General features: G+C 55.1%; 20 protein-coding genes. 9 read left to right on the top strand and 11 right to left on the bottom strand.

Features of this window, described 5'->3' with window-relative positions:
• Position 1: 1 nt before the first annotated feature.
• Positions 2-286, top strand: coding sequence for a cytochrome aa3 quinol oxidase subunit IV (qoxD, locus tag MKZ15_RS02800; RefSeq protein ID WP_155607443.1), 285 nt, complete (start codon positions 2-4; stop codon positions 284-286).
• 34 nt (positions 287-320) lie between these two features.
• On the opposite strand, the gene MKZ15_RS02805 is transcribed toward qoxD, so the two are convergent.
• Complete coding sequence (locus MKZ15_RS02805) at positions 321-1,460, bottom strand: site-2 protease family protein (RefSeq protein ID WP_339819664.1); 1,140 nt, start codon at positions 1,458-1,460, stop codon at positions 321-323.
• Between the two features lie 281 nt (positions 1,461-1,741).
• Between MKZ15_RS02805 and MKZ15_RS02810 the strand changes: the two genes are divergently transcribed.
• The 3 genes from MKZ15_RS02810 (at position 1,742) to MKZ15_RS02820 (ending at position 4,689) form a co-directional block, all read left to right on the top strand.
• Positions 1,742-2,038 (top strand): metal-sensitive transcriptional regulator, encoded by a 297-nt coding sequence (locus tag MKZ15_RS02810; protein WP_155607506.1) that lies wholly within the window; start codon positions 1,742-1,744, stop codon positions 2,036-2,038.
• Between the two features lie 66 nt (positions 2,039-2,104).
• On the top strand, positions 2,105-2,305 hold the full coding sequence (copZ, locus tag MKZ15_RS02815) for a copper chaperone CopZ (RefSeq protein ID WP_155607442.1): 201 nt from the start codon (positions 2,105-2,107) through the stop codon (positions 2,303-2,305).
• A gap of 149 nt (positions 2,306-2,454) precedes the next feature.
• Complete coding sequence (locus tag MKZ15_RS02820) at positions 2,455-4,689, top strand: heavy metal translocating P-type ATPase (protein WP_155607441.1); 2,235 nt, start codon at positions 2,455-2,457, stop codon at positions 4,687-4,689.
• Positions 4,690-4,765: 76 nt separating this feature from the next.
• Here the strand turns inward: MKZ15_RS02820 and MKZ15_RS02825 are convergent, their stop codons facing one another.
• From MKZ15_RS02825 to MKZ15_RS02845, 5 genes are all read right to left on the bottom strand, one after another.
• Positions 4,766-5,383 carry a hypothetical protein gene (locus MKZ15_RS02825; RefSeq protein WP_339819667.1) on the bottom strand — a complete coding sequence of 206 codons (618 nt, stop codon included), beginning with the start codon at positions 5,381-5,383 and terminating at the stop codon, positions 4,766-4,768.
• Positions 5,358-5,564 carry a toxin-antitoxin system HicB family antitoxin gene (locus MKZ15_RS02830; protein WP_155607439.1) on the bottom strand — a complete coding sequence of 69 codons (207 nt, stop codon included), beginning with the start codon at positions 5,562-5,564 and terminating at the stop codon, positions 5,358-5,360. The genes MKZ15_RS02825 and MKZ15_RS02830 overlap by 26 nt, the downstream gene beginning before the upstream one ends.
• Positions 5,565-5,583: 19 nt before the next feature.
• Positions 5,584-6,435, bottom strand: coding sequence for an SPFH domain-containing protein (locus MKZ15_RS02835; RefSeq protein ID WP_155607505.1), 852 nt, complete (start codon positions 6,433-6,435; stop codon positions 5,584-5,586).
• 663 nt (positions 6,436-7,098) lie between these two features.
• Positions 7,099-7,773: a hypothetical protein gene (locus MKZ15_RS02840; RefSeq protein ID WP_339819670.1), complete on the bottom strand. Its 675-nt coding sequence runs from the start codon at positions 7,771-7,773 to the stop codon at positions 7,099-7,101.
• Positions 7,774-7,834: 61 nt separating this feature from the next.
• Complete coding sequence (locus MKZ15_RS02845) at positions 7,835-9,283, bottom strand: PLP-dependent aminotransferase family protein (RefSeq protein WP_339819673.1); 1,449 nt, start codon at positions 9,281-9,283, stop codon at positions 7,835-7,837.
• A gap of 162 nt (positions 9,284-9,445) precedes the next feature.
• Between MKZ15_RS02845 and MKZ15_RS02850 the strand changes: the two genes are divergently transcribed.
• Together MKZ15_RS02850 and nfsA are read left to right on the top strand one after the other, a co-directional pair.
• On the top strand, positions 9,446-10,069 hold the full coding sequence (locus tag MKZ15_RS02850; RefSeq protein ID WP_339819676.1) for a LysE/ArgO family amino acid transporter: 624 nt from the start codon (positions 9,446-9,448) through the stop codon (positions 10,067-10,069).
• A gap of 119 nt (positions 10,070-10,188) precedes the next feature.
• A complete protein-coding gene (gene nfsA / locus MKZ15_RS02855; protein ID WP_339819679.1) occupies positions 10,189-10,932 on the top strand; it encodes an oxygen-insensitive NADPH nitroreductase in 744 nt (247 codons plus the stop codon).
• A gap of 69 nt (positions 10,933-11,001) precedes the next feature.
• Here nfsA and MKZ15_RS02860 read toward each other — a convergent pair whose 3' ends face one another.
• Positions 11,002-11,826: a TatD family hydrolase gene (locus tag MKZ15_RS02860; RefSeq protein WP_339819681.1), complete on the bottom strand. Its 825-nt coding sequence runs from the start codon at positions 11,824-11,826 to the stop codon at positions 11,002-11,004.
• Between the two features lie 213 nt (positions 11,827-12,039).
• Here MKZ15_RS02860 and MKZ15_RS02865 point away from each other — a divergent pair, with 213 nt between their 5' ends.
• From MKZ15_RS02865 to MKZ15_RS02875, 3 genes are all read left to right on the top strand, one after another.
• A complete protein-coding gene (locus tag MKZ15_RS02865; RefSeq protein WP_193416703.1) occupies positions 12,040-13,005 on the top strand; it encodes a tyrosine-type recombinase/integrase in 966 nt (321 codons plus the stop codon).
• 321 nt (positions 13,006-13,326) lie between these two features.
• The gene (locus MKZ15_RS02870; RefSeq protein WP_155607432.1) at positions 13,327-13,947 is read left to right on the top strand and encodes an HD domain-containing phosphohydrolase; all 621 of its coding nucleotides are present in this window, start codon (positions 13,327-13,329) and stop codon (positions 13,945-13,947) included.
• Between the two features lie 31 nt (positions 13,948-13,978).
• A complete protein-coding gene (locus tag MKZ15_RS02875; RefSeq protein ID WP_155607431.1) occupies positions 13,979-14,308 on the top strand; it encodes a hypothetical protein in 330 nt (109 codons plus the stop codon).
• Between the two features lie 20 nt (positions 14,309-14,328).
• On the opposite strand, the gene MKZ15_RS02880 is transcribed toward MKZ15_RS02875, so the two are convergent.
• Genes MKZ15_RS02880 through MKZ15_RS02895 form a run of 4 tightly spaced genes read right to left on the bottom strand, consistent with a single transcriptional unit; the run spans position 14,329 to position 17,356 of the window.
• A complete protein-coding gene (locus MKZ15_RS02880) occupies positions 14,329-15,144 on the bottom strand; it encodes an ABC transporter ATP-binding protein (RefSeq protein ID WP_339819691.1) in 816 nt (271 codons plus the stop codon).
• Between the two features lie 28 nt (positions 15,145-15,172).
• Complete coding sequence (locus MKZ15_RS02885; protein WP_339819694.1) at positions 15,173-15,943, bottom strand: ABC transporter permease; 771 nt, start codon at positions 15,941-15,943, stop codon at positions 15,173-15,175.
• Positions 15,940-16,233 carry an MTH1187 family thiamine-binding protein gene (locus MKZ15_RS02890; RefSeq protein ID WP_339819697.1) on the bottom strand — a complete coding sequence of 98 codons (294 nt, stop codon included), beginning with the start codon at positions 16,231-16,233 and terminating at the stop codon, positions 15,940-15,942. Before MKZ15_RS02890 ends, MKZ15_RS02885 begins: the two co-directional genes overlap by 4 nt.
• A gap of 55 nt (positions 16,234-16,288) precedes the next feature.
• Positions 16,289-17,356, bottom strand: coding sequence for an ABC transporter substrate-binding protein (locus MKZ15_RS02895; RefSeq protein ID WP_339819700.1), 1,068 nt, complete (start codon positions 17,354-17,356; stop codon positions 16,289-16,291).
• Positions 17,357-17,409 lie beyond the last annotated feature (53 nt).

Raw genomic sequence — 17,409 nt, forward strand, 5'->3', positions numbered from 1 at the left:
CATGAAAAAACTGTTCCCGATTCAGCACGTCATGGGATATGTGTTCTCACTGATCCTTTCTGCCGTAGCGCTGTCGGTGGTTTTCTGGGATATGTCGTTTGGCGTCGGCATGTCGATCCTGCTGGTCTGCGCGGCCATCCAGATGTCGGTTCAGCTGTTCCTGTTCATGCACATCGGTGAGAACCGCAGCAAAGGCGCATTGTATGCCAACCTTGTGTACGCCTTGTTCGTCGGACTGGTTACCGTATTCGGGACCTTGTTGACGATGATTTGGGGTTATCAGTAAGAGCATAGTCGGTTATCTGAAAAGAAACCCGTTGTCACGTATTCGTGGCAGCGGGTTTTTTGACGTTGGTTTGGTCGCTAGGTGGTGGATAAGACAGTCTTTCGATACGAGATAGGATCGCTTGTTCAAAATGATAGGTGCCAAAGGGTTTGAACCATCGCTCCAACAGGCTTCGAGCTTGGGATAAATGCTTCGCCGCCTTTTCGTTTTCCCCTTGTAAGGACATCAGCGCCGCCCAAGCTTTGTGGTAGCTGTAGGGCTCCTTGTCTGGCATCGCTTCAACTATCGCTTGGGCATTCCCCTGGATATGAAAGCCAGAAGGGTTCAATAGTAGGTGGCAGGCATATAGGCTGTCGATCATGAGGCGGGTAACCGGGATGGACGCAATGGGATGATTTGACTGACTAATCGGCCGAATATAGGTTAGTGCGTCCTCCGGTTGTCCCGTGTCGGCAAAGTGGAGGTACAAATACATTCGGAGCTCAGCTTCCTCGGCTAGTTGCTCGGGTGAACGTTCCGATAAATCATTTAGCAGCCGGGCTGCCGAGGCGATGACTTCGGAATTCCATTCGCATGGTCGCTTTTCGGATAAGTAGCTTTTTTGCAAAATCACCCCGGCCATCAATCGTTCGGCCCTTGCCGATCGCTGGCGCAGGAGCATAAAGAGCTTGCCGTCAGAAGGGTTAACCCCATTGGTTAGAGGGACGAGCGTAGCCGCACCAAGCGCAAAGCTGAACCCTATGAACAGCTCTGTTAATGGATGTGATGAGCGGTGGATGACCAGAATAAGCAGAGCGGTAAGTAAACTGAATGCAGGACCTCCCAAGGCCATCCAGGACCACTTGCGGGCGATCTCTGTCAGCTTTGTAGAGCAAGGCGAGAAGCGCATCGTCCCGCCAAAGCGCTGCCAGTTCTTGTTGGGTTGGAAAGAGAGGGTACGTCCGGTAAAGAGGAGCCGAAACGGACCAACGATCATCTCTTCCGGCTTTAACCCAAAGGAGAGTCCAACGAGCAGGTGTCCAGACTCGTGAACGAAGATGGCGAATAAGAAAGCCAGAAGGATATCAAGCAGAAGGGAGAACAATTTCTCGGTTACCGGAGCCAAGAAGGCTCCAAGAACACAGAGCAGGGACATCATTAGTAGAAGCGGCAATGGTTTTAACAGACGGTTCATATTTAGGTAGGCACCAGCTTTCTTGGGAGTTGCAGCTTACCTGGGATAAGTAAACCCAACATCTAGTGTAAATGAGAATCTATTCGTAGGATAGAGCACTGTGCAATTCGTATTGCGAAAAATAAAAATCACCTCTTTACATACCCCATGGGGGTATATTATAATGAGCTTACCACAGCAAACCACGCTGGTTTGGAAAGGAGAGCCGTATGGCGAAGATTGAGGGGCATGAACATCCGTCGTCCGCGTCCTGTGAGGGGCATTGCGAGGGACAACACGTAATGGAGAATGGCAAGCTGGTACGACACAGCCACCATTCCGAAGCGATGAAGAGCAACCTGACCAGTCGTTTGAACCGGATTGAAGGGCAAATCCGCGGTATCAAAGGGCTGATCGAGAGAGATACTTACTGTGACGATGTGCTGAACCAGATCGCCGCCGTGCAGTCCGCGCTAAACAGCGTGGGTCGGCTGCTGCTGGAGGGACACATGAAGAGCTGTGTGATCGAGCGGATTCAAGCCGGCGAGACTGAAGTGCTCGACGAACTGCTGGTCACGGTCAACAAGCTCATGAAATAACAGCGGAACCCCAGGGGGGTACGCTGCAAGGTTAAGCCATTTTTTATACTCTAGGAGGAATTTGCGATGCAAAATATTACGTTAAACGTGGAAGGCATGTCCTGCAATCATTGCGTGAAGTCGGTAGAAGGGGCGGTAGCCGGGCTTGGTGCTACAGGGAAAGTCGATCTGGCCTCTAAGAAAGTAGATGTCACTTTCGATGAAACGAAAGTGACGGTAGAGCAAATTAAAGAAGCAATTGAGGATCAAGGTTACGACGTCGTTTAATCCGCTGCGGCGGATCGTGGGACTGGGGTGCGGCATTCCCCTTGCGCCTCAGGCCCGGGATGCGGCGGTTCCGGAAGGCGAAAATTTCGTTCGCCTCTTATATACCCCCCAGGGGTACTTATTATCGGTATTGATATGGAGGAATGGTCATGGAAAATGCATTGCCCATCGGCAGCGGGGATCCGAATCAAACGACGCTGCAAATTACCGGAATGACCTGCGCGGCTTGCGCCGCCCGGATCGAGAAAGGACTAAACCGATTACCTGGAGTCGAGCAGGCTAACGTCAATCTGGCTCTGGAAACTGCGCAGGTGCGGTTTGAGCCGACTCAAGTCTCGCTGGACCAGATCATTGAGAAAGTGAGCCAGTTAGGCTACGGTGCGGTATTGAAGCCGTCCGAACAGGAGTCCGAGGATATCCGTACGCGGGAAGTCCGCAAACAGCGAAATAAGCTGATCGTCTCGGCGGTACTTGCCTTTCCGCTGCTGTGGGCGATGGCCGGGCATTTCTCCTTCACCTCGTGGATCTGGACGCCGGAGCTGTTCATGAACCCATGGTTTCAACTCGTACTGGCGACGCCGGTGCAGTTCGTCATCGGGCGCGGATTCTACGTCGGAGCTTACAAGGCGCTGCGCAACCGAAGTGCGAACATGGACGTTCTGGTCGCGCTGGGAACGTCGGCGGCGTATTTCTATAGTTTGTATTTGAGCTTGGATTCGTTATCGATGCCGCACGGGCATACCCCCCAGCTGTATTATGAAACGAGTTCGATCCTGATTACGCTGATCCTGCTTGGCAAGTGGTTTGAGGCGTTGGCCAAAGGCCGCTCCTCCCAGGCGATCAAAACGCTGATGGGGCTTCAGGCGAAAACGGCGCTCGTCCTTAAGGATGGCGTCGAAACCGAGGTGCTAATCGAAGCGGTTGTACCGGGTGACGTACTGATTGTGAAGCCGGGCGAGAAGATCCCGGTCGACGGTTTGGTGGTCGGCGGCGCTTCGTCGGTGGATGAATCGATGCTGACCGGGGAGAGCATCCCGGTAGAGAAGAAGGAAGGCGACGCGGTCATTGGCGCGACCGTCAACAAACATGGCATGCTGCGCGTTCAGGCTGCCAAGGTTGGCAGTGAAACTGCGCTGGCGCAAATCATCCGCGTCGTTGAAGAGGCGCAAGGCTCAAAGGCGCCGATTCAGCGGGTGGCCGACGTCATCTCCGGGATCTTCGTTCCGATTGTGGTTGGGATTGCTGTGGTCACGTTTTTGGTGTGGTTCTTCTTCGTGGCGCCGGGCAGCTTTGCCGAGGCGCTGGAAAAGGCGATCGCTGTGCTGGTCATCGCGTGCCCTTGCGCGCTGGGGCTGGCGACGCCAACGTCGATTATGGCCGGGTCCGGACGGGCCGCGGAGTACGGCATCTTGTTTAAGGGCGGCGAGCATCTCGAGGCCGCCCAGGGGCTGCAGGCGATCGTGCTGGATAAGACCGGTACGATCACGCGAGGGCAGCCGGAGCTGCGGGAAGTCGTCCCGGCCGGGGGCTGGGACGACGCGGCATTGCTCCGGCTCGTCGGCGCCGCCGAGCGCGGCTCCGAGCATCCGCTGGCGGATGCTCTGGTGGCCGGGGCGCGGGCGCGCGCCCTGGAGCTGCCCGAGGCAACCGCTTTTGAAGCGGTGCCCGGGCACGGGATTGCGGCGGTCGTGGAAGACCGCCGGGTGCTCGCCGGCACGCGCCGCCTGATGGCGCGTGAAGGCGTCGACGTCGCCGCCGCGGAGACCGGCATGGCCGCGCTGGAAGCGGCCGGCCAGACCGTGCTGCTCGTGGCGGTGGACGGCGTCTACGCCGGCATGGTCGCCGTGAGCGACACCGTGAAGGAGACGTCCAAAGCCGCGGTGGCGCGGCTGAAGGAGATGGGACTTCACGTGGTCATGATCACCGGCGACAACGAGCGCACCGCTAAGGCGATCGCCGCCGAGGTCGGGATCGACGAGGTGCTGGCCGAGGTGCTGCCGGAAGGCAAAGCCGACGAAGTGAAAAAGCTGCAGGCCCGCGGCCTGAAGACGGCGATGGTTGGCGACGGCATCAATGACGCCCCGGCGCTGGCCGTAGCCGACGTAGGCATCGCTATCGGCACGGGCACCGACGTGGCCATGGAGGCTGCCGACGTGACGCTGATGCGCGGCGACCTGGAAGGCGTACCGGACGCAATCGCGATGAGCAAGCGCACGATGGGTAACATCAAGCAGAACCTGTTCTGGGCGCTCGCGTACAACACGATCGGCATCCCGGTGGCGGCAGCCGGTTTCCTAGCTCCGTGGCTGGCCGGTGCGGCGATGGCGCTCAGCTCGGTCTCGGTGGTGCTGAACGCGCTCCGCTTGCAGCGGGTGAAGCTGTAACAGAACAAAACAAGCCTTCAGGAGCAGGTTTCCGGGTTGATCCCGGCCTTGCGCCGTGAAGGCTTGTTTTTTTGTCTTATTTGCGAGAGTGGGGTTGCGAATCGCCGACGATTCCTTGTTCCTCCAAGGCGAAGATCATTTTCTTCATCAGCTCGACGGAAGCCGCGATGGCAGGCACGTCGGGCTTTTTGAACTTCTCCGTGCAGGTTAACGTGGCGCGTCCGCTCTTGATCCGTAATCGAAAATGCACGTTGGGATGAAGGTCTAGGAGCTCCTCAAGCCCCTCATGCTTCAATGCCGACCGGAGCAGACTGGGATGGGAAGCCTTGGCCTGAAACCGCTTGTTCATGGCGGAGTTCGGGAGCGGCGTTTCCCGGAGTCCTCCGGTTAACCAAGCTAAGAGATGACGTTTGGCTGAAAATAAAACAAACTCCAGCTTGCGGCGCGGCCGGTAAATGTATTTCACGGAGATAACGTACTCATTACCGGATGAGTCGTTACTCGGATCGGTGATCGCCACCTCGCAGCTGCCGAAGCTGCGGGGGAGTGGCACGCGCACATGCTGGCTCTTGTATCTCCAGCCACTGAACTTCCCAGCGGTGTAAGCACTCCCGGAGGTTTTGGCATACTCCTTCAGCAGGGCTGTCGACTTGGATTCCCACCACGGCTTACGGATTTCTTTCGTCTGTGTCATGCTTCTCCTCCTCCTTGCCCGGCGCCCGGGTGGAAGGCAGTCTTCCCTCGCGGCGCAAAGCTTCTCGCAGCAGGTATTCGATATGACCATTCACGCTTCGGAATTCGTCCGCTGCCCAGCGTTCCAAAGCCTGATAGAGAGTCGGGTCAAGGCGAAGTGGGAAGCTCTTTTTGCTGGCCATCGTGAATGGATGCCCCTAATCAGTACAACGTGCTGGCGTTGATGACCGGCTGGGCGGAACGGTCGGATACGACGGCGACGAGCAGGTTGTTGATCATCGCGGCTTTGCGTTCGTCGTCCAGCTCGACAACCTGGCCGGCTTGCAGCCGTTCGATGGCCATTTGCACCATGGTGACGGCACCGTCGACGATTTTCTCGCGGGCTGCGATGATGGCTTCGGCTTGCTGACGCTGCAGCATTGCGCTGGCGATCTCGGTCGAATAGGCCAGGTGCGTCAGACGCGACTCGATGATTTTAACCCCGGCGATGGCCAGACGGTTTTGCAATTCGCCGGTCAGCTCCAGTGCAATCTCTTCCGTATTGGCACGGAGGGAGAATCCGACGTCATCCAACTGGTCGTACGGATATTTGCTGGCAACATGTCGCAGCGCGGCTTCACTTTGGATTTCGACGAAGGTTTCGTATTCGTCCACTTCAAACAGCGCCTTGGCGGAGTCGACGACCGAGAACACAACGACAGTAGCGATTTCAATCGGGTTCCCGTTGACATCGTTGACTTTCAGCTTGGCGCTGTTGAAGTTGCGAACGCGCAGCGACACTTTCTTGCGGGTCGAAAATGGAATCGCCAGATAGAAACCGTTCTTCCGGATGACGCCAAGATAACGGCCGAAGAAGGTGACCACTGCCGATTGATTCGGTTGCACGGTCGTGAGACCGGTCAAAAGCACGAGAGCGATAACGCAGGAGAGCACTCCGCCCGCAATCGGTAAAACCTCGTTCAGCGTAATAAGGTAAGTCCCCAACGCGGCAAATCCCAAAATGAACAGCAGGGCGACAAAACCGTTCAGGTACGAAATCTCTTTTTCTTTCATCATGAATGACACTCCTTCAGCTGCATATTGAATTGATACTGATATGATATCACTTTTGCAATATATTGTAAATAGGTGGATGAAGTCAAAGTTACTTGACAAGTTGGAGGGGCATCCAAAGGGGTCCGGAGAGAGAGGGAGAGGTGGAGAGGTGCGTAGGGCGTTTGATGGAATGGATGTGGAGTAGAAGCTGGTTAAGTGTTTGAGGTAGAAGTAGAGAGAGTATACGTGCGTGGATCGTGAGGAAGTGAGCTGGTGTTAGAGAGAGCGAATGGGCGGAGAAGATGCGTAAGTGCGTAAAGTGCTAGGAGAGGATAGGGGGAGCGTATTTCTGACTAACTCGTGGTTTTGGTGGGAGGGGGAATAGAGGCTACCAAGCTGGTTGTGGGGGCGGGCAAGTGGAGACGAAATCGAGTTGCTGGAGATAACGGGCTAGAATGCTGTGCTTTTAGCAACATTTATGCTCAGAGTGGCGACAACACCAAGAAATGTTGTATAAAATGCAACATTTTTTGGATGAGGACTCGGGGTGGAACGGAAGTGTACTTGGTCACTGGTAATCCCAAACGGTAACGGTGGTCCGCAGCAACTTCGCCGCATTCGACTTGCACGCCGCTCTCCACGTGCCTGCCTCTGCTCTCGCGTCCGGCCCCGGCCCCCTTCTCAACTAATCCAGGTCATCTCGGATCCGGACAGCTTCCAAGCGCCTTCCTCAAGCTTCAAGGTAATCTTGGCGCCGACGGCGCCGGTGCCGGAGCGGTATTTGGAACCCTCAATTTGGGCGGAGTCCTCGTTAATCTCGACCTTGTCGACGCGCAGCAGCACGCCTTTCAAGGAAGGACTGCTCTGTTCCGGATTTTCTTCCTCCATCAACTGATCCAACGTCCGGTCACGGATTTCGGTGCCGAAGTCTTGCAAATATTCAATGATATAGGTTTTGTCGTCTTCCGTTAGTTGAGTCATCTCGCTCAGGTCGACGGCGATATAGTTCATCTCATGGTTCAACCCTTCGTCCAGTTCCATCATCGCTTCAAACGTGATGGCATAGAGTTGTCCGGCCGATCCATTCATGTTCTCGGCTGACGTCTCAGATTCCTCGTCCCCGGTTGCGGTTTCTTCCTCGTCCTCTGCGTCCGATAGATTACCGCTATCCGTTCCCGTTCCTGATTCTCCGGTTTCGCCAGATGGTGGGCCTTGCTCCGAAACGGGCAGTTCGACTGTCGGCGGAGCCGTTGTTTTGTTTCCTTCGCTGCTAGGAGAGCAGGCGACTGCCATGATCAACACGGTCACTGCGGCCAGGCAGAATAGGCAGCCCCGCAGCCCCTTTCGCAAACGCATGTAGATTCCTCCTTCGTTACATAGTAGACGCTTCCGAACGGTAAATAGTTTCCTGATTGGTTTACTCCAAAGCGCGAACGATCTCACTAAGGCGGGCGATACCGTCTGTTAACTCATCGGCTGTGGCATACGCGTAGGAAAGGCGCAAGCGGCCTTCCGCTTCGCGGTCATACAAGTGTCCTGGGTTGATGAGAAGGCCGGCCTTCAGCGCGGCATCAAACACTTTGCGCGGGGAGGGGGATCCATGAAGGTTCAACCATATGTAAAAGCCTCCCCGCGGAGCTTCCCACTCCGCGATATCGTGAAAATGCCGCCCTAAAGCGTCGAGCGCCGCCTCGCGCCGCAGACGGAGCGCAGATCTTAACCGCTCGAGATGGCGGTCGTACAGGCCGCTCTCCAGCCATTCCGCCGCGACCTGCTGCGAAAGGGCGCTGGAGCCGTAATCGCTTTGCATCTTGATGTCGGCGAGCCGTTCGATCACGGGCTGAGGGCCGGCAATCCAGCCGATACGCAGCCCGGGGCTCAGCGATTTGGACAAGCTGCCAAGATAGAGCACGCTGCCGCTGGCGTCCTTCGCCTTCAAAGGAAGCGGCGGCGGTTCGTCCAGCCATAACTCGCGGTAGACATCATCCTCGACGACGGGAAGGCGGGCCGCTTCGCAAACCTCCAGCAGTTGATTCCGTCGGGCTTCGCTCATCACCGTTCCGCTTGGATTGTGGAAAGTCGGAATGGTATATAACAACGCGCCTGAATATTGCTTGGCGTACACAGAAACCAAGTCGGCGCGAAGTCCTTGTTCATCCATCGGCACGCCTCGCAGCTTCATCCCGGCGCTCTGAAATACGGGGACCGAATACAGGTAAGACGGCCGTTCGGTTAATACCGTCGAACCCCGGTGAAGCAACCCGACGGCTATGAGTTGCAACGCCTGCAAGGCACCGGAGACGATCAGCAGCGAGGACGGCGATACGGCGATGCCCAGCCGGTTCAACCGAGAGGCTATCGCTTCCCGCAGCCGTAGATCCCCGTTCGGCTCGCCATAGCCGAGGTTTGGGGGACGTAGGGCCATTCGCCCCAACAGCTCGGCCATCTCGGTTTGCGGCAGCAGATCCGGCCCCATCTCACCGGTACCAAGCCGCAGGATGCCCGGACGGAACTCGGCCTGGTTAATCTCCTGCACCGCCGGCAGATTGGGGTGCTGCACGCCGGCGCGGACGTACTCGTTCCAGTCCGGCGGCGGTGAAGCAGTCAGCACGCCCCAGGTCCGATTGACGACGCGGGTGCCGCCGCCGCGGTCGCCCTGAAGCAAGCCGGCGGCGATCAGCTCATCCAGCGCAGCGACCACTGTGCTGCGGTTGACGCCATAACGCGCGGCAAGCTCTCGCTGGGACGGGATACGCGTCCCAACCGGCCATTCGCCGCCGGCGATCAGGTCGCGCAGATGCTCCATGATTTGGCGATGGAGCGGGAAGGGTGAACTTCGGCTGGGACGCCAAGTCGAATGGTTCATGTTGGATAACCCCCTTTTTGCAGATTGCCGCTTTCTCGCGTGAACGACGTTATTTTCCCCTATTATATCGTTTGGTTGGTTTGAATTCCATCCAAATGGATGGAGCCAAATGGGGAATGGACGGGTACAATTAGTCGCATAGAGATGGAAGGGGGAGAGAGCATGCTGGGTGCAGTGATCCATGGTTTTTTGTTGGCGTTTGGCCTCATTTTGCCGTTAGGCGTGCAGAACGTGTTCGTGTTTAACCAGGGGGCCGCCAGCCGTAAACTGCGCAGGGCTTTGCCGGCCGTGCTGACTGCTGCTGTGGGGGATACGATCCTGATTTTGCTGGCGGTATTGGGGGTAACGGTGCTGGTCTTGTCCTGGACTTGGCTGAAGATCGCGTTGTTTGCGGCGGGGGCTGTCTTTATGATGTCTATCGGCTGGACGATCTGGCGGGACGCCTCCGCGCCGGCTTCCGCCGGGCCATCCGGGTTGCCTGCCAAGAAGCAGGCGGTGTTCGCTTTATCGGTGACGTTTTTGAACCCGCATGCGATTCTGGATACGATCGGCGTGATTGGGACAAGCTCGCTGGGATATGCGGGCGGCGCGAAATGGGCGTTCACACTAGCTACGATTCTGGTATCGTGGATATGGTTCTTCGGCTTGGCGATGGCGGGGAAAACCATTGGAAGCCTGGATCGGGGAGGCGCGATGCTGCGGGGGATCAATCGGGTGTCAGCACTGATCGTATGGGGAATGGCGATTTATATGCTGTACACGGGGGTTGCTGTCGGTAAATTGTAGTGGGGCTTTGGGAGAAGCGGTTGATGAATCAGGGCTAGTGATCGAGTGGTCGCCTTGCTTCCGGTGGAGGAAAGTTCCATAATGGGACTAACATCATGCAGGGAACAGGAGTGTGGAAGATGAACGAGACGATATCCAGATTGATGGAGCATCGTTCGATTCGCAAATACAGCGATCGCCCGGTGGGCAAAGAACTGGTGGAGCAAATCGTGTCCGCGGGGCAAATGGCCTCCAGTTCGAGCAATGTGCAGGCTTATAGCGTAATCGCGGTGACGGACGCGGGTCGAAGAGTCAAGCTGGCAGAGCTTTGCGGGCAACAGTCCTATGTGGCGGAGTGCCCCGTGTTTCTAGTCTGGTGCGCGGATCTGTCCAGGTTAAAAAGGGCAGCAGAGCGGCATATTCCATCGCAAAAAACTTACGAAGACACGACGGAGAACTTCATCGTAGCTACAGTCGATGTGGCGCTGGCGGCGCAAAATGCTGCGGTAGCTGCGGAATCGCTGGGGCTTGGCATCGTGTACATCGGCGGTATCCGCAACCGAAGCGAAGAAGTGGCCGAGCTCCTTGGTTTACCGTATTTGGCGTATCCCGTCTTCGGGATGTGTCTGGGTTACCCGGATCAGGAGCCGGGTTTACGGCCGCGTCTTCCATTGCCGGCCGTGCTGCATTGGAACGGCTATGACACCGCCGGTCAGGATGAACAAGTGGCCGCCTACGACGAGGTGATGTCGAAGTATCTGCGCGAACGGACCGGCGGGGCGAAGGATACGGCTTGGTCTGAACTGATGGCCGAGAAGTTGGCTCAACCGGCGCGCCTTCATATGCGTGAATTTTTGGCCGAACGCGGTTTTGAATTGAAATAACAGCAAAGAAGCTGTCCGTCCAGGTTGTGGTGACCTGGGGGACAGCTTTTGTTTTAAGCGTCGTTTCCTTCACAATCCGTAAAAACGCCGCGTGTTCCGATACAACGTCTTTGCAGCCTCTTCCGAGGGAATGCCCTGGAGATTCGCCCAAGCCATGGCGACGTGACTGGTCATACGCGGATGGGTGATCTGACCCGCAAACGGCCCCTCAAATGGCCAAGGGCCATCGGTTTCGGCCATAACCTGCTCGGGCGGATAGCGTCGGGCCAACTCCTGAATTTCCATTTCATAGACGATATCCGGCGTAAACGAAATAAAATAGCCCCGTTCAGCCATGCGTTGGACCGTCGATTCCGCGCCTTTGAACCAGTGGAAGTGAGCCTTGGTGATACCATGCCGATCCAGCAGGTCGCAGGCAAGGTCGGCATCCTCGTATACCGCATGCAGCACGACCGGTTTACCCGTCTCCTTGGCTAGAACTAGAAATTTCTCCAGTAAATCCACGTAGGGCTCAAGCTCAAACGGGTTTCCTTGTTCCAGCGCCTCCTGCCTAGCATAATAAGGGAGCCCGACTTCGCCTACCGCAATCATCTCCCCGGCATGTCGCTTGATCCAATCCAGTAGCAGATCGATTTCCCGATTCGCGGGAATTGGCTGTTCAGGGTGAAATCCAAACGCCGGGCGTACCAGGTTCGGATGGCGCTCCGCCAAAGCGCTGTTCAGCTTGCAAGAGGCCAGATGCATCGAAACGGCAATTACGGATTCAACCCCGCATCCCGGCAGTTCCTGCAGCAGACGTTCCCGGGTGACCTCGTCGTAAAGGTCCAAATGAATATGGGCGTCGATCAACGGAATTTGAGTTTCCAACGGTAAACCATGAAGAACGCAGGACATCTCACCAGACCCTTTCCAGAAACAGGTTACCAGCATGTCTTTATTATACCTGTTTTTTGGGTATGCAGTTCAGCGATTTCTGCGGCTTTTATACCTTTTTTTGCAAGGGGAGCGGACCCTCTGTAAATGGTTTTTTATTACAGCCGAGCAGACATGTCGTACAATAACAATTATGCGACAAAAATTACGTCAACAGGAGGTCCACTACAAAATATGGCAATTAACTATTTGTCGGCTGTAGCCCAACAATATCCCTTTCATTTATCATCCGCACAGGAATATCAGGATGAGCAAATCATTCAGATGTTCCTGACCGCGTGCGCCAAAGCGCCAAATACCCGCAGAAACTATTATCGGGCGCTGGAGCAATTTAGGCAATTCCTTTCAGGGGTCCCGTTTCGAGAGGTGTCCTGGAGGGAAATCGAAGCGTATAAAATCTACCTGACGAAAGGATTCTACCGAGATGCCCAAAAACCGCTTGCTCCGGCCAGCGTGGCTGCATTTATCGCGCCGTTGAAGTCGTTTTACAAATGGGGGAGCGACCGCGGTATCGGTCTTTTTGATCATAACCCGGCACAAAATATTCGCATCCCTGCGATTGTCGTTACGAGCCGCAGGCATTATCTCACACGCAATGAAGTCGGCAAGCTGCTGGAAACATTGCGGCGTCAAAGCCTGCGAAATTATCTGATCGGTCTTTCGTTGGTGCTGTTAGGGCTTCGTGTATCCGAGTTGTGCGGAATCAAATGGAAGGATTTTAACGCTGATTTGCTAGAAACGTCCGTGTGGTTGACCGTCTCTCACGCAAAGCGCGGAAAAACGCGCGAGGTCAAGATTCCGCATGACCTTTGGAGGATGTATCAGGAGCATGCGCGAAAATTGGCGGGTTCCCCTGAACCGGACCCGGAACTGGTATTGTTTGCGATAACGCCGCGGCAAATCGAACGGATCATCAAACAAGCGGGGACCACAAGCGGGATCCAGAAGCAACCGACACCCCACTGGTTAAGGCATACCAACGCGACTTTGGCCTTACTTCAGGGCGCCTCGCTGCAGCAGGTTCAAGAAACCTTGGGGCACGCTCATATCAACACGACCCAACGTTACTTACACACCGTCGAGCAAATGAAAAAAGCCGCCCCCGACTACGTGCAGGACTGCTTGATGGAATTTATGTAGTTCTCTCAAAAATTTTAGTGCTTTTTGTCTATTTTTTTGCTGAAAATAATGCAAAAATCGCCCTTTTGTCCTATAATGTAACAAGAGTTAATTACAAACCTTGCCAAATTTTGACCATTTTTTACTTAGATTTGTCGCATAATTGTTATTGTACGACATGATCTGTTTTTCATCCGTTTGCTCTGATTCATCATCGGGTAAAAAGCATAAAAATTTAACTGGATTTTAGGAAAAGTTCTTTTTTTCTTCAGGGAAGGAAGGAAAGTGCGAATCCAGAACGGGAAAGGCAAATGAAGACACAGGTTTTAGGGGGCAGAACGGTTGACTGTTTTTAATGAGTTCATTGACGAACTGTATATGGACAATAGCCCAGATGCAGTGAAGTGGTTTAACCTGCTCGTGCGCAAACATCCAGAAACCTATCATCATAGTATTCGAGTAGCCATGCTGGCAGAGAAGATCGCCGAACCGCTTGAGATTCGCGGGGCGGAGAAGGACATGCTGGTCCGCGGATGTTTTATGCATGATATCGGCAAAACGATGATTCCTCGTGCGATCATCGAACAGCGGGAGCCGCTTACGAAAGCGCAGTGGAAGATCATTAAGCTGCACCCGGTCATCGGGGCGGAACTCGTCGAAGCGGATCCGGCGTTTGGCCCAGGTATCGCGGATATCGTCCGGTGGCATCATGAGCGTTGGGACGGAGCCGGATATCCGGACAGGCTGCAAGGGGAGGAAATCCCCTATAATGCGAGAATTTGCGGGGTTGTCGACGCTTTTGATTCCATGACATCGGATCGGCATTACCGGGAGCGGAAGCTAACGATGGCTGAAGCCAAGCAGGAGCTGCTCCGTCATCGTGAAACCCAGTTCGACCCGGAGATTGTCGATGCGTTAATGCAGCTGTCCGATGAGATGTTGAACATTTACTCGATCATGTAAATGTCGCGGTTACAAGGGGGGGAGGATGGGCATGGATAATGGGTCCTGGAACCGTCTTGTATCTCCGGCGGAACTGGAGGAAGCCAAACGGGCAGACCGGAAATTGCTGTCCCTTCGCGTGACCTTATTTCCCGATTGTGCGCAGAGGCTGGCACGATTCCGGCTGATCGACGCAAAGCTGAACGCCTATGAGCGGGTACTTGCCCGAATGCCGGATCTCGTGGATCCGGAGGGAACTCATGAATCCATTGAATCCGTGACCTGGCTGATTGCCTTCGCAGGGGAAGCCGAGCATTTGCAAAGATGGGTAGAATTGATGCTGGAAGTGGATCAAGTTACTGTCGCCGAAATCAATACATAATCGCAGGAGGAGTCTATGATCTAGACTCCTCCTGCTGTCGTTTTGCGTTGTTCCTCTGCCATCATGGATGCGATTTCTCGCTTCAAACGAATAAAGTCGGGATCTTCCGTCATTTCATCACGCCGCGGTCGGGGGAAAGGCACTTGAATGGCATGCAGGATGCTCGCTGGCCGGCTCGAGAATAAATAAATGGTATCGGAGAGCATCAGCGCCTCCTCGATGCTGTGCGTAATCATCAAGACAGAACGCTTATTCTCTTCCCAAATATCCAGCAGCCAGCGCTGCATTTCGCTGCGCGTCAGCGCGTCAAGGGCGCTAAACGGCTCGTCGAGGCACATCACTTCCTGGGGAGCGAGCAGCCCCCGGAGGAAAGAAGCTCGCTGCTGCATACCGCCGGATAACATATGGGGGTAAGCTCGTTCAAAACCGCCTAGCCCGGCCTTTTCAAGCCAATGCTGGATTTCCTTACGATCGCTGCGGTTTCTGGTTCCGGCGATTTCCTGCGCCAAAACGACGTTGTCCTCGATCGTCCGCCAGGGGAACAGCGCGGGTTGCTGCGGCACGTAACTAATATGCCCGCGTTGACCGGTAACCGGGCGTCCCTGAAGTAGGACTTCTCCTTGTTCCGGGGCCGTCAACCCACCGATGATGTGAAACAGCGTGCTTTTGCCGCAGCCGGATGGGCCGATCATCGACACGAATTCGCCGGCAGGCACACGTAGCGAGATATTGCGCAGTACGGGGACTTCCCGTCGCCGGTCGCGGAATGTCTTATGGATCTGCCGGACCTCGAGCGCCGGTACGGCCAGATCCCTTATCGTTGATTTTTCACTCATAACCGAGCCACCCTTTCTGTAAGCTGCGTTAACTCCGGTCGTTCGACGGTTTATAGCGGATAAGCCATTTTTCCAAAAGAGCAACGCAGGCGAACATCGCCAGGCTGATCGCTACGATGATCGCGATGGCGACGAAGATTTTGTCTGTGCGGAACGACGCCTTTTGCAGCATCATATAATAGCCGATTCCTTTGTCCGCACCGATCCATTCGGCGATGACCGCACCCATGACGCTGTAAGTTGCGGCGATTTTAACCCCGGACATGATCGAGGGGATCGCGTAGGGCACCTCCAGCTTGCGGAAGATATCCGCCTTGGACGCACCGATCATCCGCATATAATCCAGCATCGCGCGATCCGTGCGGCTCAGTCCGTCCATGGTCGCCACCGCAACAGGGAAGAAGCAGACGAGCGTAATGACGATGATCTTCGGCAGGATCCCGAACCCGAACCAGATCATGAGCAGTGGGGCCAGCGCAATGGTCGGCACGTTTTGGCTCAAGATGATCAACGGATACAGCGACGCTTTAAGAAACGGGACATAATGGAGCACAAACGCCATCAACAAGCCCACGAACGTTCCGATGGCAAAACCAATCAGCATCAGCCGTAGTGTTGCCAGCGTGTGCTCCCCTAAACTGGCCGCACCGGCGGCCGCTTCACGCCCGATATCAACCGGGCTGGGGAGGATCCATTTTTCAATGTGAAACCAGGCGGTGGCGCCCTGCCAAATCAGCAAAAACAGCATGACCGCCACAAGGGGCGGCCAGATGCTGTGCCAAAGGCTGCGGAGATTCATGGCCGATATTTTTCAATCAGCTTATCCATGCTGACGCCTTTGGGGTTATACGAGATTTTGATTTGCGAAATGATGCCTGTACTGCCAAACTCGATGACGGCTTCATTCATTTTCTTCACGATAGCCAGCAACTCGTCGAGTTTCCCCTCCATGGTGGTCTCCAGGGGATTGACCTGATATTTCACCCCGGAAGCCTGAATCACTTCAATGGCCCGGTCTACATACGGTATCACGTCTTCACCATTTGGCGTTTTTGGAATGATTTGAATGCTTAAAAGTGCGTTTGGCATCGATGAGTTCATCCTTTCGATAATGGGAATTGGTTGAAAACATAATTTCAGGGAGTTATTCGCTCGGCAAAAACTCATTGGTGAAAGCGGTATCTACCTCAAGCGGTTTCTCCAGCAAGCCACGCTCATGCATCCAATCAGAGTAGTTCTGCCATACTTCTTTCTTCTGTTCGCCCCAGCGCGGAGCGTCGTCCTTGTATTTCGGGCTCAGCCATTTTTGACTGGCAACTACCAGGTCCTTGTCGAGTTCCGGTACAGCCTTGAGCAAAATTTGCGCCGACTCCTCAGGGTGGGCGATTGCATAGTCATAGCCTTTGGACACCGCTCGCATAAACGCCTTCACGAGCTCCGGGTCGTCCTTGATCGTCTTCTCGTTGGTGACAAGCACCGGCGTATAATAGTCAAGCTGTTCGGAGAAGTCCTTAACGTAAAGCATATCCAGCGGCTCACCCCGCAGTTCGGCTTCGATGCCGGTCCATGCGTAGAAGATCCAGGCGAAGTCGATATCCCGCTTCACGGCCGTAAAATAATCGGCATCCCCGATGTTGAGGAACTTTACCTTGCCGACATCGGCGCCCTGCAGGTCCATAATGGATTTAATGACCGCTTCTTCCACAGGAGACCCCCATCCGCCGTAGGCTTTGCCCTCAAAATCCTTAGGTGTCTTGATATTCTTGGCAACAGGTGCAGCAAAGCCGGATGTATTATGCTGAATGATTGCGGCGATGGATACAAGCGGGACGCCTTGGAGCCGGCTTTGGGTGACGTTCTCTTGTACGCTGACGCCAAACGGGACCTCCCCGGAGGCAACCATCGCCTCAGCGCCGCCAGAGCCGGGAAGGAGGATATCCACATTCAGCCCTTCCTCGGCGAAATACCCTTGGTCCTTAGCGACGTAAAGGCCGGTATGATTAGTGTTAGGGCTCCAGTCGAGCACAACCTTGACGCTGCGCAGCTCTTCGCCGGTCGCCTGGTTAGGCGCGGCATTCTCGGCATTTTGCCCGCCTTGGTTTCCTGCAGCAGCCTTGCCCGCGCTATTTCCGTTGGCTCCGCCGCAGGCAGACAGAATTAGCAGCATACAGCCGAGGAACAGCGCCAGCACGGTGCGTAGTTGAACTTTCACGACACATTCTCTCCTTCGATTGTTTAAATTTCCGCAGCTTTGTTCTTGGTATA

It is taken from the genome of Paenibacillus sp. FSL R7-0216 (assembly GCF_037969915.1).
GTDB classification, from domain to species: domain Bacteria; phylum Bacillota; class Bacilli; order Paenibacillales; family Paenibacillaceae; genus Fontibacillus; species Fontibacillus rhizolycopersici.

What these genes read in the sequence shown, in the direction of transcription:
- qoxD (WP_155607443.1), top strand. Translation starts at nt 2, where the DNA reads ATGAAAAAACTGTTCCCGATTCAGCACGTCATGGGATATGTGTTCTCA.
- MKZ15_RS02805 (WP_339819664.1), bottom strand. Translation starts at nt 1,460, where the DNA reads ATGAACCGTCTGTTAAAACCATTGCCGCTTCTACTAATGATGTCCCTG.
- MKZ15_RS02810 (WP_155607506.1), top strand. Translation starts at nt 1,742, where the DNA reads ATGGAGAATGGCAAGCTGGTACGACACAGCCACCATTCCGAAGCGATG.
- copZ (WP_155607442.1), top strand. Translation starts at nt 2,105, where the DNA reads ATGCAAAATATTACGTTAAACGTGGAAGGCATGTCCTGCAATCATTGC.
- MKZ15_RS02820 (WP_155607441.1), top strand. Translation starts at nt 2,455, where the DNA reads ATGGAAAATGCATTGCCCATCGGCAGCGGGGATCCGAATCAAACGACG.
- MKZ15_RS02825 (WP_339819667.1), bottom strand. Translation starts at nt 5,383, where the DNA reads ATGACACAGACGAAAGAAATCCGTAAGCCGTGGTGGGAATCCAAGTCG.
- MKZ15_RS02830 (WP_155607439.1), bottom strand. Translation starts at nt 5,564, where the DNA reads ATGGCCAGCAAAAAGAGCTTCCCACTTCGCCTTGACCCGACTCTCTAT.
- MKZ15_RS02835 (WP_155607505.1), bottom strand. Translation starts at nt 6,435, where the DNA reads ATGAAAGAAAAAGAGATTTCGTACCTGAACGGTTTTGTCGCCCTGCTG.
- MKZ15_RS02840 (WP_339819670.1), bottom strand. Translation starts at nt 7,773, where the DNA reads ATGCGTTTGCGAAAGGGGCTGCGGGGCTGCCTATTCTGCCTGGCCGCA.
- MKZ15_RS02845 (WP_339819673.1), bottom strand. Translation starts at nt 9,283, where the DNA reads ATGAACCATTCGACTTGGCGTCCCAGCCGAAGTTCACCCTTCCCGCTC.
- MKZ15_RS02850 (WP_339819676.1), top strand. Translation starts at nt 9,446, where the DNA reads ATGCTGGGTGCAGTGATCCATGGTTTTTTGTTGGCGTTTGGCCTCATT.
- nfsA (WP_339819679.1), top strand. Translation starts at nt 10,189, where the DNA reads ATGAACGAGACGATATCCAGATTGATGGAGCATCGTTCGATTCGCAAA.
- MKZ15_RS02860 (WP_339819681.1), bottom strand. Translation starts at nt 11,826, where the DNA reads ATGTCCTGCGTTCTTCATGGTTTACCGTTGGAAACTCAAATTCCGTTG.
- MKZ15_RS02865 (WP_193416703.1), top strand. Translation starts at nt 12,040, where the DNA reads ATGGCAATTAACTATTTGTCGGCTGTAGCCCAACAATATCCCTTTCAT.
- MKZ15_RS02875 (WP_155607431.1), top strand. Translation starts at nt 13,979, where the DNA reads ATGGATAATGGGTCCTGGAACCGTCTTGTATCTCCGGCGGAACTGGAG.
- MKZ15_RS02880 (WP_339819691.1), bottom strand. Translation starts at nt 15,144, where the DNA reads ATGAGTGAAAAATCAACGATAAGGGATCTGGCCGTACCGGCGCTCGAG.
- MKZ15_RS02885 (WP_339819694.1), bottom strand. Translation starts at nt 15,943, where the DNA reads ATGAATCTCCGCAGCCTTTGGCACAGCATCTGGCCGCCCCTTGTGGCG.
- MKZ15_RS02890 (WP_339819697.1), bottom strand. Translation starts at nt 16,233, where the DNA reads ATGCCAAACGCACTTTTAAGCATTCAAATCATTCCAAAAACGCCAAAT.